The sequence below is a fragment of the Atopobium sp. oral taxon 416 genome (assembly GCF_018128285.1).
Taxonomy (GTDB): Bacteria; Actinomycetota; Coriobacteriia; order Coriobacteriales; family Atopobiaceae; genus Olsenella_L.
Window position 1 is genome coordinate 303795 of sequence record NZ_CP072380.1, and the last position, 15341, is coordinate 319135.

The window sequence follows — 15341 nt, forward strand, 5'->3', positions numbered from 1 at the left end:
AGTGGAGCTGATCTGCGACAGAGCGAGGAAGGTCCTTGGATATAGGACAGCCAACGAGGTCTTTAGGGAGATGGTGCACTCAGCTTGACAATCTGTCGCTGCATTGGATGGTGATATCTGGTCCTCTTCTGATATAGGCTTCGTTCTTTCAAAGAAAGCATCTACTACCTTCGCTGGAATTTTGTTGTTGATCGTTGAGTGGGGACGTTTTCTGTTGTAGTAGCCCTCAATGAATTCAGCTAGCGCATGTGTGGCGTCCTTTCTTGTTGCAAAGCCTCCTCGCTAGTACATCTCACCTTTAAGAGGCTCTTCGCTGTTTCTAGTGGGTAGCGTATGCCAGCTTCTTCTGGGCCGTGAAGTCCAGACGGCCTAGCCTGAGGAAGATCATCGTCCTGAAGTAGGCGATGCTCCTGAAGCCCCTGGCGATGCTGCGGGCGGACTGGACGACCGAGTTGAGGCCTTCGAGGAACGAGTTGGTGGAGCCCCTCTTCCACCAGTTGAGGATACCTTCTCGCTCCTTCCTGAGGGTCCTCGCCACGCTCTTCATCTCGGCCACGGCAGAGTGCATCATCCACGAGCAGAGGCGCTCTGGGGCCTCTGCGGCCGATTTTCTGTCAGCACATGAATAGACGTCCTGCAGCGCCTCTGCCATCTGGCAGGCGCGTGCCTCCCTGAGATGGGTCTTCGCAGGGTCGAGCTCCTCCCTCTTGGCGAGCTGGAGCTTTGTGAGCGACTCCTTCTTCTTCAGCCACAGGTACTTCGTCTGGGCAAGCTGCCTTGTACTTCTCCGCCGACTCGCGCCGCTCTTGGCACCTCACAGGGTCTGTCACCCTCATCAGGAGCTGCACCACATGGAAGCTATCCACAATCTGTGTGGCCTGGGGCATCTTGGCGCCGCCCGCGAGTATGCCTTAAAGCCATGTCGCGCGTGACCTCTAAGACCTTCGTGCGGTCCCCTCCTGTGCTTCTTAAGCTCGTCTCAGAGCCTGCCTAAGGCCCCCTTGTCCCTGCCCTGCGTGATGGCCACGGCGCGCTGGTGGTCGAGGTTGGCCATGATGCTGATGTAGCTTTGGTTGCGCTTGCGGGCGGTGTCGTCTATCCCTACGCGCACGACATCCGAGTAGTCGACGGCATCCCTCGCCTCGGTCACGGCCTTGCCCAGCAGCCGCCATATGCGCGTGGGCTGTCTCGTGCACCAGATACGCTATCGCGGAGACGCTCATGCCAAAGAGCGCCATCACTTATCACCTGCGCCTCGAAGAGCGCCGTGAAGTGCGTCTTCGGCCGCACCTTTCAGGGTATCCTCACGGCATGCACGCCGTCTTTGGGGCAGTCGGCCCTGGGCACGGCGCAGTGCACGATCGTATCGTATTGCCAGATGTCGAGGTGTCTCCAGGTCCTCTCGCGCGTGTCACAGGTGCCGCACCTCCTGTGGCAGACAGGGCACTCGAGCGCCTGCCCTTCCTGTGGGCCACCCTCACATGGAGCTCGTCTTGCGCTTCCTCGCGCTCCTTAAACCAGACACCGCAGACCTCCCACTCGTCGCTGAGTCCCCTGGGACCTCTTAAAGAGCCTTGCTAGCATCCCTGCCTGAATATCCATATCGCACCTTAGGAACGCAGCCTCCTGTCGGGGAAAATCCTACCGTTTAAAGGCCACGTCCTCAAGGGGATGCAGATATGCTACCCACCATACGTAGCGAAGAGCCCTTTAAGAGTGGCAAAGACTTCGCCACGGCATTATCGCAGCAGGTGCCCCAGAGGTTGCAGGAGAGCCTCACATCGTTTCTCTTAAGCCCACAGAGCAGACAAGCCTAAGAGGTGTATTGGGCACCTTTGTCTGAATGAAAGGCTGCATTTTCTGCCACATATCCTCGACACTGAGCCACTTTCAGTGTATCTAGCACACTATCGGCTCCCGCTCTATCTGACAGCGACCAAGCCCACCACCATGTAGGTGTTTAAGCCTCACACAGCAAGAAAGATAGAGCCAGCCCTTTTCCGTGAAGAGATAGGTAATATCTCCAACAAGCTTATAGGTGGAGTCAGGGCTTTATGAGGTCACAATGTATAAGATCAGGCTTTGGTTTGGCATATCTGTCAGGGACAGTGGTTCTCTTCTGATCTGTAAAGGGGGTGAGCCCTTTATTCTTAAGCTCGCGCATGCATTTTCTTACCCTGTAGGGGGTAGTGTGGGAAAACTCATCAGCTAGATAGCAGTGGGTGTAAACCTAGTCCCAAAACCTCTGTCAGAGTCCACCCACAAGCGCCTGATAGCCTCTGTAAGCTCACCTCACCCGTTTTCTGGTGCTCCTGCGAAACACCCATGAATAAAAGCTTGAGCGCAATACCTTAAGGATTAAAGCCTGTATCTTGATCGGGAGGTTTTCCTTCTCCTTAAGCACCTGCTTGTAACAATCTATTGCACTTGATCCTTTGCGAAGAAGGCCGCGGCTACCTTTAAGCAGGCATGTTCCATCTCAAGCTCTTTGCTGCGCTTAGCATAAGGCTTTTGAGCTTTTCCTCTTTAGCCTCGCTGCGCTTAAGCACCTGATAGCCTATCTCTGTACTCTTTTACCCAGCGGATCTGTGTTTTGGGACTTAAGCCCTAATTCGGTGGTAAGGTGGGCTATCGACTTGCCGGTGGAGATAGCACACTCAGCTGTTTTCAGGCGCTACTTATCGCTGTATTTGGTAGCAAGATTGTTTGTTACCTGTAGTCCTTTCGGTCGGCTTGTCTTGCAGTTAAGAGGAGTCTCATAATTCCTCAAGCCGCACTGTCCGAAAAAATGATACAGGTCATAAGCTGGGAGACTTCGCTACTAAGGTGATGAGGAAAAACTCAGATCTTGCCACCAGCGAGACGTTCACCAACTCCGCCGAGCTAAGCGTGGTGAGCCAGCTCGACTACTTCGACCATGGTATCATGAAGGGCGAGAGCATTGGCAACTACACCGTGGTCGAACCTGACGACTTTGTGTACAACCCGCGAATCTCGGTCGCTGCACCTGTGGGTCCCATCAACAGAAACCGCCTGGGTAGAGCTAGAGTTATGTCTCCGCTCTATACGGTTTTCCGGACAGATGAAACCATTGACAAGTGCTTCTTGGAACATTATTTCGAGACGACGCTTTGGCATGGCTTCTTGAACTTAGAGGGAAATTCGGGGGTACGCTCCAGCAGATTTTCGATAGCTGAACCGGCCTTCTTCGAAATGCTGATTTCTTGCCCGATAAAGGCCGAGCAACAGAAAATCTCATCATTGCTGGAACACCTCGACTCCCTCATCACCCTTCATTAGTGTAAGCTGGACTTGCTCAAAAAGGTCGAGAGGTTCCTGCTCGAGAGGATGTCCGTCTAGACAGTCAGAAGGAGGATTGGTATGGATCGCAAGACGCTCGTAGAGGAATCGATTCACTCGGGCGAGATGGAAGGCGCCTACGTTTCCGCGGAATTCCGCAAGGACGCCGACGAGTACGTGAAGGGCAACATTCCCATAGAGGACCTCATGCGGCGCACCAAGCGGCGCTGGGACCCAAAGCGCAAGAAGGGTGCACCCCATGTCGGATGAGTTCGTGGACCCCTACATCGACCCGGAGACGGGGGTACTCCGCAATCTCGTTGGTGCGACCTCGTACGACGAGCTGGCCAACGCCGAGGGGGAACTCGTGTCATCCCGCGCTGCCGAGTTCGTGAGCAAGTTCTCGCCTCACGTCGTAGGGACGCTTGACGACTTGAAGATCATCCACCATTACCTGTTCCAGGACATCTACGACTGGGCCGGGGAGATCAGGACCGTGGAGATACGGAAGAACGAGGAGGGGTCGCAGTTCTTCCTCCCGTCGGTGAATATACCCATGGGTATTGTCTGGTCCCTGTCCGAGTTGGAAAAGGATGACCACTTGAGAGGAATGGGACGTGACGAGTTCGCACGATGTCTCGCCTACCACTACGACAACTACAACTTCGCGCATCCCTTTCGTGAGGGGAATGGTCGCACGCAGAGGCTCTTCTGGACACTCGTGTGCCACGATGCGGGATACGATCTCATGTGGAGGTCGGTGTCGGGCGAGGAGAACGACCGGGCCAGCCGCGACGCGGCGGAGAAACGCGACTACGGCGGCCTCATCGACATGTTCTTGAGGATCGCCATTCCGTGCGACCCTAAGATTCCTCTCAACGCGGGGCTTGTGGATGCCAGGCACCTTAATGGATGAGCCAACGGCCCATTATCAGAAACAAGGAAATCGGGTAGGTTAAATGGCTGACGCATTCAAATCCGAAGCCGCCTTCGAGGACGCAGTCGTGCAGCGCCTCAAGCCCTACGGTTGGAGGGGAGGCGTTCTGCATAACCCTACCGAGCAGGACGTGCTGGACAACTGGGCCCACATCCTCTACGAGAACAACAAGGGTATCGACCAGCTCAACGGCTGCCCCCCCTCACGCAGGACGAGATGGGGCAGCTCATGGAACAGATCACGGCCTCGCGCACTCCCATGCGTCTAAACGGCTTCATCAACGGCAGAAGTGTCTTCATCACCCGCGACAACCCCGATGGTACCCTGCACTTCGGCCGTGAGGTGAGCCTCTACGTCTACGACCGACGCGACATCGCTGGCGGCAGGAGCGTCTACCAGATAGCCGAACAGCCCGTCTTCGCCGCTAAGTCGGGCCGGCTCAACAGCCGGCGGGGCGACCTGACCCTGCTTATCAACGGAATGCCGCTTATCCACGTGGAACTCAAGCGTAGCGGGATTCCGGTGGCCCAGGTCTGCAACCAAATAGAGAAGTACGCTCATGAGTGCATCTTCACCGGGCTCTTCTCGCTCGTACAGGTCTTCGTAGCCATGGAGCCCGCCGAGACGCTCTACTTCGCCAACCTCGGGGAAGGCGGTGACTTCTCCCTCGATTGTGTCGAGTTTTGTGGTGTAAGAGTAGGGCCGCGCCAGTCTCGATATCGGCAGCCTCCTGCGTTGGCGTAACTTTATGCCGCTCTCTCGTACTTATCAATCGCTAGCTTCATGATCACCCTCGCTTCGGAGTGCGCCTCCTCGCCCTCCTCCAGCTTCCCGATGCGCATCTTTGCCCTCTTAAGGGAGAAAACGGGCTCTAGTGACTCCTTCGACATGAACAGCCTTCCGCACTCCCACTCGGCGTTGAGCTTGCCGATAATGCCGGCGAGAAGCCGCATGACTGACCCCGTCGACGGGAACACCTGCACGATACGGCCCCTGCGCTTGAGCTTGCCGTTCATGCGCTGCATCACGTTGTTGGTGCGGATCTTCAGGCACTGCTGCCTGGGGAAGGACAGATACGCGAGGGCGGCAAGCTCGGCGTCCTTGACCACCCTGGCCCCCGACGGGGCGTCCTCCCTTAGCTCGTCGATGGCGCGCCGTCAGGTGCTCCCCGGAGTCGATCCTGGCGAGTACGTCGCGCTTGACGTGCGCGAGGCCGCGCTACCAGGTCGCCCACCCAGGGCGTCTGAGGTGACCAGGCGCACGTTGTGCACCCCGCGCTGCTGCAAAAACCCGCGCCAGGAGGCGTAGCTCTTCGAATTCGCACACGCGAACCCCACGAAGTGGCGCTGATCGTCGTCGCCAACGCCGATCGCCACGATGAAGGCCTCCCTACACCACGCGCCAGCTCACGTAGGTGGCGTTAAGGAACAGGTAGGCGAAGCGGAGCGGCGAGCACCCCCTCGCCAGCAACGCATCCACCTTACCCTCTACCACCGCGCACAGGCGTAAGAGCTAGTCCTTGGACAGGGAGTCCCTTGGACAGGGAGTCCACCTTCTCGACCTTGCGCGTGGAGGTGGCGGTGACATACATCTCGGCTAGCGCACGGTCGGTGCGCGATGCAGCGCTCGAAGAGGTCGGTCGGGAAGTACGAGCCGCAGCGCAACTTGGGCACCATCAGCGGGAGCGTCCCGACCGCGGTCGCGATAGCCGCAGCGGGTGGCGCCCTCGGCCCCGCACGCCTCGTTTGCCTGGATGGACATGATCTCGTTGAGCACGGCGGCCATGGTGGTACTCATCATGTCGCACAGGCTCGAGACGCTGTCCAGAAAACCGAGCAGGACCTCCTTCAGCTGCGGGTCCCCACGCTGTATTCTGTTTAAGCTGACCATCGTCGTTCCCTTCTGTCGTCATCGATGCAACCGACATTCTAGGACCGGCGATGGTCTTCTCGTAGCTTCCCTCTCATACACCACTTTTTTCGACACAACCCATTCTAACATCGGGGCATGGACGGCGCAGGAGTGCTTCTGAAAGCCTGCCATCGGCGTCTTGCGAGGCAGGCTGCACGAGACTTGTCCCTGCCGGATACTCAAGACTAAGGATGTAAAGGTCGTGCCCATAGCGCCCTCAAGGATGTCCACCTTCTGCCTACTCCCGCACGAGGGAAAACGACAGGAACGACTCCATGAGGCTCACAAGACATGGCAGATGCAGACAAGCTTTACAGGGTGTGGGTGCCCACACAGGAGATAGCAGAGCTAAAGGGACGCGGTGTGTGCCCTTAAGGACCTCAAGGAACAGCAGAAGAAGGCACATCAGCGCGTGCTCGCCCTGCTTGCCGCCACGGGATCGTCTGGGTGGAGAGGACGCCCGCAGACAGGCAAAAAGAGGCTTTGGGGAGTCGACTTCTGGGCATGGCTGCGTGCCTGCGCCCTTGTCAATCCAGGCTCGCAAGCGACGCTTCTTGCCGACATTCGGGCTGCGAAGTCCGCAGACGAGCAGTACGGCGCGATGATGGAGAGGGTGCATCCCCTTGCATCCTCATGCACGCTCGCCCCTGCCCTTAAGGTGCTCTTATGCCTTTCGGGCGTCGGCTTCAGGTGCGCCTTTACCTTCTGCGCAAAGATGTGTGACTTCTCCAGGTTCTGTTCGGGGAGGAGGGTCACATCCTGGCTGGGGCTCGCTCCCGTCGCAGTCGTCAAGCGCCGCCTCCCACAGGATGGCAGGCATATCGAAATGCGGCCCCAGGCTGCTGAGGGCGCTCCTTATGGGATGTGCCTGGGCGTGCGCAAGGGCGAGACCTACTTTTTCGAAGAGCTGCCCTACGTCGGTGGATCTACACATCAGGGAACGTGCACGGCTGCTCTCGGAGGAGGCAGTTGCTCGAGAGGGACGTCTTACCCTGCAAGGCTAATGCCGCCACGGCAGCCGAGCTGGGAAGGTTCATGCTCTTCATCGGCCAGCAGGTACAGGAGCGGGCCTCAACCCAGGCTGCATAGCGCCACGCCGCCATCCATCCGCTCCCTTCGTTGCCTTATACTGCCAATCTCCACGAAAGCCCTGAATGCCGCTGTGTGCGTGAGACTCAAGGCGGCAGGGACGCCCGCATGTCTCATATACAGGATGCGTCCGCAGCGGAATTCGTCGAATATCCTTCATCCCTGCAGTTCAGGAAGCCTTGTAGGCGCCTGTTTCGCGACTGCATTGCCACTTGACAGGGGTTTAAGACGTATGAGAATCGCGGAATTACAGGTTCGTGGAAAGGACGAAAGACCAATGGAAAGCATAGCAGAGCAGCTCATAAACGCTGTGATGGACGTGGAGGCGAAGGAGATGTGCTCCGCCTGCGGCAACAGCAGGAACGCATAGCGCCCGAGGACTCTCAGCGCCTGCGTGAGAACGATGAGCCTTAGGATCCCGGGATTGAGGAAGGAACGCTATTTTCCGGTACTTCCTGATGCACTCAATTGCTGATTGAAAAGACTGTTATTGCTAGCTGTGCGAATAATCATTGGGGCGACAGATTGTCAAGCTGAGTGCACCATCTCCCTAAAGACCTCGTTGGCTGTCCTATATCCAAGGACCTTCCTCGCTCTGTCGCAGATCAGCTCCACTGTATGCTGCACCTCCTCGTCTGTGACCTTGTCGAAGTCGCTGCCCTTAGGGGAAGAACTCTAGCAGGAGCCCGTTGGTGTTCTTAACTGTTAGCTTCTGCCATAGATGGTGGGGGTCGCAGAAGTAGAACTGCACGCCTCCCAAGGCCTCTGTGAGCCCTGTATGCCCTGCGAACTGCTTGCCCCTATCCGGAAGTGAGCGTCTTGAGGGGACGTCCCTGCAAAAGCCCGAAGGCGGCCTTAGAGACACTCCCGCTGTCGTGGTGGCATCTTCTCGCGGCAAGCAGCCTCACTGCCCTGTCGGCAAGCACGAGCAGGCACACGGGTCCTGCTGCCACGAGCGTGTCGTCTGCCCACTCTCCGAGACGAGACCTTGCATCGGCCTCTTGGACCTCTCATCCACGGTGTGTAAGATCTCGATCTTGCCCCTCGTCGTAGGCCTCTTGCTGCGCAGGTGGCGCCGCACCTGGCCTTGCGGGCCGGATCCCGGCAGGTCGAGCGTGGCGGCCTGGACCTGCCGGTAAGAATAGTCGGCAGGCTCAACGGTGCACCTGCCGCCACCCTCGAGCCTGAGATGTCGTCTATCTGCTCCAGGGACCAGTGTCTGTCCATGATGAGCAAGCGCACCTTCTGCGTAAGCGCAGGGTCTGAGCGCTTCCTTTTCGGCCTTTATCTGCCGTGGGCGGGCTTGCCCTCCTTTGGGGCAGTACATGCCCTAAAGCGTCCGTGGCGTGCGTTTCTCTTGAGCTTGTGGCAGACGCTGGAGCTGTCCCTGCCGATCTTTCCCGCGATATAGGCGATTGGCCTTCCCTTGTGCCACACAGTACGGCTATGCAGTTCCTCTCCTGAGGGCTAAGATGTTTGTAGTGGCACATTCCTTTTAGCTTTCGACGTTGACTTGGACAACCAACATCGTAGCCTTCCGGAGTGTGCCACGCTTGCATTCAGCGGGCTATCCTGTTGCACTCAGAATGCTAATCCGCCGTCCGAAATATTGACACAGGTCAAGCGTTTTTTTCCGGAGACTGCACTGATGATGACGGAATCGAGCTGGGCACCGAGGGACTCGATGACATTGATCAGAAGGTTGTGCGTCATGGACCTGTCCATCGTGCGGTGAGAGTCGTTCACCCATTACAGTGAGAGACAGTCCCTAGGAGCCTCTCCAAGCTTTGGGGTTTTCGACAATGCATTGCCTGCGGATTCCCTAACCTTGTATATAGCCCCTGAAGGGGCTGCTGGCCGACCTCCCCCGGACAGCCGTGTGCCCCTGTCTCTTACGAAGGCCCGAGGGGATGTTGCTGCCAAGGGATGGTGGTCTGTCTGAGAACGGCTGATAGGGATGTGCCACACGATAAGCAGGGTAGTGTGGATGTCGTCCCTCAGACACGCTGGCCTGCCGGCAAAAGAGGAGATGACCACCATGGAGTGCAAGCAGAAAGACTAGTTCGGGCCGCAGCGCTTCTATCTCGGGATAGATGTCGGGAGGCCATTCCTCCGGGCAGTGAACCTGAAACTGGGTGGCACCATCGCGATCAGCCGCAGGCAGGACAGGTGCCAGGAGAACATCGAGGCGCTGCTCGACGAGGCAGGATCGGGCGCCCTGGTCAATTGTGGACCAGAAGAACAACATCGGCTTGCTTATCGTGTACAGGTGGTGCGCGAAAAGGATTGATGTTAGATACCTTCCCGGGGAAGGCGATGAAGTACGCCCGGGAGATGTTTCCCGGAACGGTCAAGAACGACCGAACAGATACCGATCTCATCGCGCAGGCAGGGATCGGCAGCAGGACGGCCATCAGGCCGATCGCCGAGACCGACGACCTCAGCACCTGCGTCTCGCTGCTGTCCTTGCAGCTCTCATATGCCACGAGGCGCTCCGGCCTGCAACAGGCTCCATGCGGTGCTTCTTAAGTCCGAGCCGCAGCGGACCTCTCGAGCGCATGGCAGCTCGTGGCCATGGCCGACGGAGGGGCAACAGGGCTTGCCGCTGCAGGCAGGAGGTACTACTGCACGCTGTGCGCGAGACAGGGCGTGCCTGTACAGGCAAGGGATGCCTTCTGGAAGCTGTCCCACGCTCTTCCCCTCCTCGCCCTTCCATCCCGATGCAAAGGACATGCTGGCAAGCAGCCTTGCCAGGGAGATCCTTGCGGCCAGCTCCGAGAGGGCAAAGCTCTTCTCCAAGCTGGGCCGCCTGCTCCAGGACGATAAGACCTACCGCTGCCTGCTCACCATCCCGGGCATAGGGCCTCAGAGCACCTCGATGTTCGCCACCTCGCTCTTCCTAAGAGACAGCAAGCTCGCCGCATACTGCGGCTTCGTGCCTGCGGACCACGACTGCAGATCCTCCATAAAGTCGCAGAAGGACGCCCATAAAGGCAACAAGGCGCTGAAGATCCTCCTCATATTCAGCTGCAACTCCCTCGTGGGGACGAAGAGGTGCTTCGGAAGGTACTACGATGCCTGCGTGGCGCGGGGCATGAGGCACAACAAGGCGCTCAAGGCAGTGGTCCGCAAGAGGCTCCGTGTCATCTATGCGGTGATGCGCGATGGGGTGCCGTATGTGGAGCCGCCGGCTGAAGATGTAGAAAAGTCACCTGCTACGGCTTGACAGGACTATAGGGACACTCCCCCTGCCTGTTGTCATGGCCTCCACAGGGTCGATCTTGTTCGGCAGCTGCGCGTCGTGTGGAACCTCTTCGAGACACGGGGCTTCAGCGCCAGGAGGGAAGCCACGGGACCTCCGCCTACCACAATCGTCTGTATGTCCATCTGTATCAATGCCATGCTATCAGCCTCGTTCATATGCTTCTTTGCGGAGATATGGTACCTGTCTTCAAGCCTTTGCCGAGATGCTGTGGGAATGCATGGTGTGCCAATGCCCGTGTGGTTTCCACGGTGGCAGACCTTTCCTGCTGCTCGTAAGAGACTCGTCGATATACATCCAGCCTGTCTGGCACGAGACAGAAGAGCCGTTTCAGAGTGGCTGCAGGACTGTCTCCATCGCCTTGAAGCGAGTCCGTCAACAGTGCGTCAACAGTGGGATTTAGGATTTTCATGCAACCCGCGTTGCTTCTGGACCCAACGAGAATACTCTTTCGAAGCGCCCGTAGAACTCTGTGCGTGTCTGTCGGCAGTTGCAGGCACCCCTTGATACCAGAGACTTTCCATTCATACCTGAGTTTCATAGGACTCTCGAGGAGTTCTGCCGGCATGCAACAAAAGAGCGCGGCAGCTGCTCCCAAAGTAGGAACGCTTGCCGCGCTTCTTGCTATAAATAGAGTGTCAAGGGAAAGTGAATCTGTCCAGCCTATCTGCCCTTATCCCCTGATGTTACTGATTGCTTGTATTGTCTGTGGCTTACGAATCTGCGTTGCGGTAGGTGAAGTTGATTGTGTAGTAATCCTTGCCGAAAGCTGCATTGTAGAGGTTCGTAATTTCCTTCTCTGCATTGGTTTTTGCGTCGTCCAGGAGTCCCCCTGCGGTAGCTTCCTGCTCACTTCTCTCGATGCATTTCTTTTGGAAAGCATCAGACTCTCCGATGCTTATCGGATTAAGAAGGTTGTTGTTCTCTTCCAGTACGCCTGACAGATCCATATTGGGGGTATTCGAGACTATCGACGGCTGGTCGAGGGTGACATTGAGTACGTTTGAATTCTCGGAATCCTGTTCAATGGAGGCGGTCTTCAGGTTAACGCCGGCTTTGAGTGTCCCAGAGTAGCGGTACCAGAAGCTGTTCTCGGTGAAGGGGACATCGAACTTGTTGAAGAGGTCACGATTCGAATCGGTGACCTTGTCGACGTATGTATAGTCCTGCGACGCGCTGACGAGTTCGCCCTGGTCTTGGACACGTGAGAAGACAACGGTCGGCGAGAGCGTCTCGACCTGTGCAGTCGTCCCCTCTTTGGAGGACACGGCGAAAATGTAGTAAATGACTGCGCCACATGCCACTGCTCCTAATACCAGGCCGATGAGGAACATGAAAATACCGTGCTTGATGTTCTTGGCCTTGGTAGTCTTGGCCGGTTCTTCTTGCGTTGCCATGGTGGGTCTCCTTATCCGTAAAGTTTCCTTCTCACTATATGGCATGTTATTTTCGCGAGGATGTGACCATACGTGACATAAGTGACGATTTTATCTCAGAATTGCAGCGATTCTTGTATGGAATTTGGAGGTGCCGGCAAAAAAATCTGTACATCTGACTCAAAGATTGGAATGTCAGATATATCAAGAAGATCAAAAGAAATGCTTCATTGAAGAATATGAGTGTAACGGTCACTTCATTGGCAAAGCAATGCAGACGCTAGGGTATCCACGTGATAGGAAAACAGCGCACAAGTTCTTACAAGGACACAATGTGGATTATGTTCTCTGTTGCAAGAAGGCGGCGTGAGCATCTCTCTTAGGGAAACGATGATTAATTCGCCTCGATGAGGCCAGTGGAGCTGTACACTGTATGACATCGGCTCAAAATGTCTTGAACCACGCAGTGCCCATACCCACATAAATGCCTATCTGTCTTTCTGGATATGGTATAGCTACATCCACACATTCCAGCATATCTAAAAGGCAGATATGGACAGATAGATGAGCTTTGGGTACTTTAAATTCCAGGGTCTGAGGAGAAAGACTGGGCGGGAGGCACGCCTGGAGCGGGTGGATGCGATCGTTGTGTGGGATAGCTGGATTGCACTGGTAGATACCAGCTACCACTGACAGGCGCGTGGCAGGCATGTGCGCGCTGCAAAGACAAAGCTTTAGATAATATGAAGTGACCTCACATTAGTAGCAACGTGGATTTGCCGCTATACGATAGGTGTTTAACATAAAGTAAGCTGGTTTACCACATACAAAAGGAGATCACTAATGAATAGAGTACTCAAAATCGCAATGGATGTCCATAGTTCGAATTACACTTTGTGTGCAATGGAGCCTGTGGTTGGGGCAGAGGACAGGGTCTTCGCCAACATCCAGGTACCCCTGATTATAAAAACGTTCTCCAATTTATTGAGAACCTTAAAAAGAAACTTGGCCTTACCGATACTTATTCTGTTGAATGCGGCTACGAAGCCGGATGTCTTGGATACTCCTTATACCATCAGCTAACGAACGCCGGTGTAAAATGCGTCATTCTTGCGCCGAGCACAATGCTAGCCCCTCAGGGCAAGCGGGTGAAGACGGATGCACGTGATGCCAACATGATCGCTCAGTGTCTTTGCCTCAGTGTCTTTGCTATGGCGGGTATCATGCGGTTCATGTTCCCACCGATAAGGATGACTCTGTAAAAGAATATCTCCGTATGAGGGATGACCACAAACTGGCACTCAAGAAGATCAAACAGCAGATCAATGCTTTCTGCCTGCGTCATGGCTTTTTCTATGATGGCAACAAATGGACAATCAAGCACTGGAGCTAGCTGAAGACACTTGGAGGTGGATGATCTGCTGCGTAAGACCCTCGACGAGTATCTGGCATCCTATAAGGAACACTCATCAAAGATCGAACGCTTCGACAAACGGATCGAGGAACTTGCTGGCGATGATGATTACAAGGAAAGTGTCAAAAAGCTTGGCTGTCTTCTCGGTATAAAGACTCATACGGCACCTTCACTGATTGTAGAAACCGGCGATTTCAGTCGTTTTGCCAAAGGCAATACCTACGCTGCATTCCTCGGGCTTGCGCCGGGAGAATCTTCCAGTGGAACAAAGATCCAACGTAGCGGAATTTCAAAAGCTGGCAACAGTCATCTTCGTACGCTTCTCATTGAAGGGGCAAAAGGAATCTGCAAGGGACAGATCGGACATAAATCCAAGGAACTGCGCTGCAGGCAGGACGGGAATACAGCTGATGTCATTGCATATGCTGACAGAGCAAACACAAGACTTCAAAGCAAGTATTACCGCATGATCCGCCATGGGAAAAAAAGAAATGTAGCGGTTGCTGCGGCTGCCAGGGAACTTGCCTGCTTTATATGGGCAATGATGACAGGCACTATCGCTTTCAGAGAAGCCTAAAAGAAGGCAGCATGAGTAACATCTGGTCCATTTGTCTGTCAAGGGTGCTACGCACCGCTTACGCGGCAAGTCCTGTGACAGCTATCTGTCCATGATGTCTATGGGCAGCCAAGGCATAAATCCACAGGAATCTGCGGATTTATGCAGTAATAGACAAAGTAAATACCTGACAGCATCTGGAGGGAGCTGTGATCACTGTAAGGTTTAAGCCATCCGCGTCCATCCTATGTTGGCACTGGAAACAGAAATCCACGCTTTTAGATCGCAGAGCTCATGGCAAAACCATTAGCCTGTTGGTAGCCAATCCACGTATAACAGAGTGGCCACATGCCGGGAACTGTTAAATCAGAGCTCTTTCCAGATGCTGTCAGAGAAACACAAATGTGGCTAGCCAGGGGGGGAAATTTCCTGAAATTGCCTCTTGACAACGGTCACTTCATAACAGGATGTAGCCTGCTTTAGGTCATGTTCGCTCTCTTAAGACGAGGAAACCTAAGGATGCTATCCTGGATTGCCACTCCTGGCAGCGCTTCTGTGCACGCAGACCTCATGCAAGCGCAGGTGCCAGATGCAACGACGAGTGCGAAGATGCGCCATAGCCTTAAAGCGAGAGGGACTCGGTAAGGCTTGTGCTTCACGCCTGAACTTAGAGCTTGAAAAGGCAGGGATCACGGCGCGGGGTGGCTCCATTGTGGATGTGACCTTCACCTGAGCCTTAAAGCTCCACGAAGAACCACGACCATGCGCGCGACCCTTAAAGCGCACCAGTCTAAGAAAGAGAGAGCCTGGCGTATCGGATACAAGGCGCATATCGGCGTGGATGCCGCAGGTGGCCTTGTGCATGGTGTGGAGACGACCGCCTAGAATGTGTCCGACATATCCTGTGGCACACGTACTCGTAAGGGAAGATGATAGGTTCTGCTGCGCAGACTTTAGGCTATAGAGGTATAGCGAAGCGCCCTTAAGGACGCATAAAGACCCACACCTCTCATCTATGCGCTAAAGTGTTGCAAGGAAGCCTTCGACTACAGAAGGCCTTGCCTGTGCACTCTCAGCCGAAAAAGGCATCGAGTCCAGGAAGGCCTCCGTTCGCTCAAAGGTAGAGCATCCCTTCCTTATCGTGAAGCGGCGCTTCGATCCCCTTAAGGAAGCGCTACTAGGGGATAGAGAAGAGCTCCTGTATGCTCGAGTCTCTCTCGCCCTTGCAAACCTTACCATGTGCATCTTTTGCCGGCAGGCTGCACCTCCCGGCTCCCGGAGTCGCCTGATCCGTCTTGGGGCCTTATTGCGGTGCATGGGGCAGGACGGATGTAAGGATGGCGGCTCCTGTACGTGCTGGATGGGCATCCTTCCCTGCCTTTCCCGCATTCCGGCCTAGAAAAGTCGTGTGGTCGGTCCCCTCTAACACGTTATGGGGCATTAATCATCGTTTCCCTAGAGGCCACAAAGCGATGTTCGAGTCGAAAACTCGATAA

Annotated in this window: 20 protein-coding genes and 3 pseudogenes; 13 read left to right on the forward strand and 10 right to left on the reverse strand. The window is 55.5% G+C overall.

Annotated elements, in window-relative coordinates; genetic code table 11:
- Positions 1-319: 319 nt before the first annotated feature.
- The 3 genes and pseudogenes from J4859_RS01535 to J4859_RS17360 form a co-directional block, all read right to left on the reverse strand.
- Positions 320-887, reverse strand: a pseudogene (locus tag J4859_RS01535) (transposase).
- 92 nt (positions 888-979) lie between these two features.
- On the reverse strand, positions 980-1150 hold the full coding sequence (locus J4859_RS01545) for a hypothetical protein (RefSeq protein WP_212332193.1): 171 nt from the start codon (positions 1148-1150) through the stop codon (positions 980-982).
- A gap of 143 nt (positions 1151-1293) precedes the next feature.
- Positions 1294-1434, reverse strand: a pseudogene (locus J4859_RS17360) (ISL3 family transposase); the annotation flags it as partial.
- A 1395-nt stretch (positions 1435-2829) separates the two neighbouring features.
- On the opposite strand from J4859_RS17360, the gene J4859_RS01555 reads away from it, so the two are divergent.
- From J4859_RS01555 to J4859_RS01570, 5 genes are all read left to right on the forward strand, one after another.
- Positions 2830-3300 (forward strand): hypothetical protein, encoded by a 471-nt coding sequence (locus J4859_RS01555; protein WP_212332195.1) that lies wholly within the window; start codon positions 2830-2832, stop codon positions 3298-3300.
- 81 nt (positions 3301-3381) lie between these two features.
- Positions 3382-3570, forward strand: coding sequence for an antitoxin VbhA family protein (locus J4859_RS01560; RefSeq protein WP_212332198.1), 189 nt, complete (start codon positions 3382-3384; stop codon positions 3568-3570).
- Positions 3560-4216, forward strand: a complete 657-nt coding sequence (locus J4859_RS01565; RefSeq protein ID WP_212332201.1) for a Fic family protein — start codon at positions 3560-3562, stop codon at positions 4214-4216. The genes J4859_RS01560 and J4859_RS01565 overlap by 11 nt, the downstream gene beginning before the upstream one ends.
- A gap of 43 nt (positions 4217-4259) precedes the next feature.
- Positions 4260-4505 (forward strand): hypothetical protein, encoded by a 246-nt coding sequence (locus J4859_RS15915; protein WP_249113715.1) that lies wholly within the window; start codon positions 4260-4262, stop codon positions 4503-4505.
- Complete coding sequence (locus J4859_RS01570; protein WP_249113716.1) at positions 4466-4981, forward strand: type I restriction endonuclease; 516 nt, start codon at positions 4466-4468, stop codon at positions 4979-4981. Before J4859_RS15915 ends, J4859_RS01570 begins: the two co-directional genes overlap by 40 nt.
- A 2-nt stretch (positions 4982-4983) precedes the next feature.
- Here J4859_RS01570 and J4859_RS01575 read toward each other — a convergent pair whose 3' ends face one another.
- The 3 genes from J4859_RS01575 to J4859_RS01585 all read right to left on the reverse strand — a co-directional run bounded on the left by J4859_RS01575 (position 4984) and on the right by J4859_RS01585 (position 6127).
- On the reverse strand, positions 4984-5385 hold the full coding sequence (locus J4859_RS01575; RefSeq protein WP_256436901.1) for a transposase: 402 nt from the start codon (positions 5383-5385) through the stop codon (positions 4984-4986).
- Positions 5386-5394: 9 nt separating this feature from the next.
- Positions 5395-5616: a transposase gene (locus J4859_RS17365; protein ID WP_371812273.1), complete on the reverse strand. Its 222-nt coding sequence runs from the start codon at positions 5614-5616 to the stop codon at positions 5395-5397.
- Positions 5617-5833: 217 nt separating this feature from the next.
- On the reverse strand, positions 5834-6127 hold the full coding sequence (locus J4859_RS01585) for a hypothetical protein (RefSeq protein ID WP_212332209.1): 294 nt from the start codon (positions 6125-6127) through the stop codon (positions 5834-5836).
- Positions 6128-6752: 625 nt separating this feature from the next.
- Here J4859_RS01585 and J4859_RS17370 point away from each other — a divergent pair.
- Positions 6753-6866: pseudogene (locus tag J4859_RS17370) on the forward strand (hypothetical protein); the annotation flags it as partial.
- A gap of 91 nt (positions 6867-6957) precedes the next feature.
- Positions 6958-7152, forward strand: a complete 195-nt coding sequence (locus tag J4859_RS17375; protein ID WP_371812134.1) for a hypothetical protein — start codon at positions 6958-6960, stop codon at positions 7150-7152.
- Between the two features lie 746 nt (positions 7153-7898).
- On the opposite strand, the gene J4859_RS01595 is transcribed toward J4859_RS17375, so the two are convergent.
- The 3 genes from J4859_RS01595 to J4859_RS01605 all read right to left on the reverse strand — a co-directional run bounded on the left by J4859_RS01595 (position 7899) and on the right by J4859_RS01605 (position 8962).
- Entirely contained in the window at positions 7899-8135 is a 237-nt protein-coding gene (locus J4859_RS01595; protein ID WP_212332184.1) for a hypothetical protein, read from the reverse strand.
- 6 nt (positions 8136-8141) lie between these two features.
- A complete protein-coding gene (locus J4859_RS01600; RefSeq protein ID WP_212332181.1) occupies positions 8142-8564 on the reverse strand; it encodes a hypothetical protein in 423 nt (140 codons plus the stop codon).
- 254 nt (positions 8565-8818) lie between these two features.
- Positions 8819-8962 (reverse strand): DUF151 domain-containing protein, encoded by a 144-nt coding sequence (locus tag J4859_RS01605; RefSeq protein ID WP_212332213.1) that lies wholly within the window; start codon positions 8960-8962, stop codon positions 8819-8821.
- 394 nt (positions 8963-9356) lie between these two features.
- Here J4859_RS01605 and J4859_RS01610 point away from each other — a divergent pair, with 394 nt between their 5' ends.
- The 3 genes from J4859_RS01610 to J4859_RS01620 all read left to right on the forward strand — a co-directional run bounded on the left by J4859_RS01610 (position 9357) and on the right by J4859_RS01620 (position 10463).
- Positions 9357-9527: a hypothetical protein gene (locus tag J4859_RS01610; protein ID WP_212332134.1), complete on the forward strand. Its 171-nt coding sequence runs from the start codon at positions 9357-9359 to the stop codon at positions 9525-9527.
- Positions 9527-9766, forward strand: coding sequence for a hypothetical protein (locus tag J4859_RS01615; RefSeq protein WP_212332133.1), 240 nt, complete (start codon positions 9527-9529; stop codon positions 9764-9766). Before J4859_RS01610 ends, J4859_RS01615 begins: the two co-directional genes overlap by 1 nt.
- Before the next feature lie 202 nt (positions 9767-9968).
- Positions 9969-10463: a transposase gene (locus tag J4859_RS01620; protein WP_212332215.1), complete on the forward strand. Its 495-nt coding sequence runs from the start codon at positions 9969-9971 to the stop codon at positions 10461-10463.
- Between the two features lie 749 nt (positions 10464-11212).
- Here the strand turns inward: J4859_RS01620 and J4859_RS01625 are convergent.
- Positions 11213-11896, reverse strand: coding sequence for a DUF4230 domain-containing protein (locus J4859_RS01625; protein WP_212332217.1), 684 nt, complete (start codon positions 11894-11896; stop codon positions 11213-11215).
- A 1388-nt stretch (positions 11897-13284) separates the two neighbouring features.
- On the opposite strand from J4859_RS01625, the gene J4859_RS01630 reads away from it, so the two are divergent.
- The 3 genes from J4859_RS01630 to J4859_RS16645 all read left to right on the forward strand — a co-directional run bounded on the left by J4859_RS01630 (position 13285) and on the right by J4859_RS16645 (position 14730).
- The gene (locus tag J4859_RS01630; RefSeq protein WP_212332219.1) at positions 13285-13866 is read left to right on the forward strand and encodes a transposase; all 582 of its coding nucleotides are present in this window, start codon (positions 13285-13287) and stop codon (positions 13864-13866) included.
- A gap of 568 nt (positions 13867-14434) precedes the next feature.
- Positions 14435-14578 carry a hypothetical protein gene (locus tag J4859_RS01635; protein WP_212332221.1) on the forward strand — a complete coding sequence of 48 codons (144 nt, stop codon included), beginning with the start codon at positions 14435-14437 and terminating at the stop codon, positions 14576-14578.
- 29 nt (positions 14579-14607) lie between these two features.
- On the forward strand, positions 14608-14730 hold the full coding sequence (locus J4859_RS16645) for a hypothetical protein (RefSeq protein ID WP_256436798.1): 123 nt from the start codon (positions 14608-14610) through the stop codon (positions 14728-14730).
- The last annotated feature ends 611 nt before the right edge of the window (positions 14731-15341 follow it).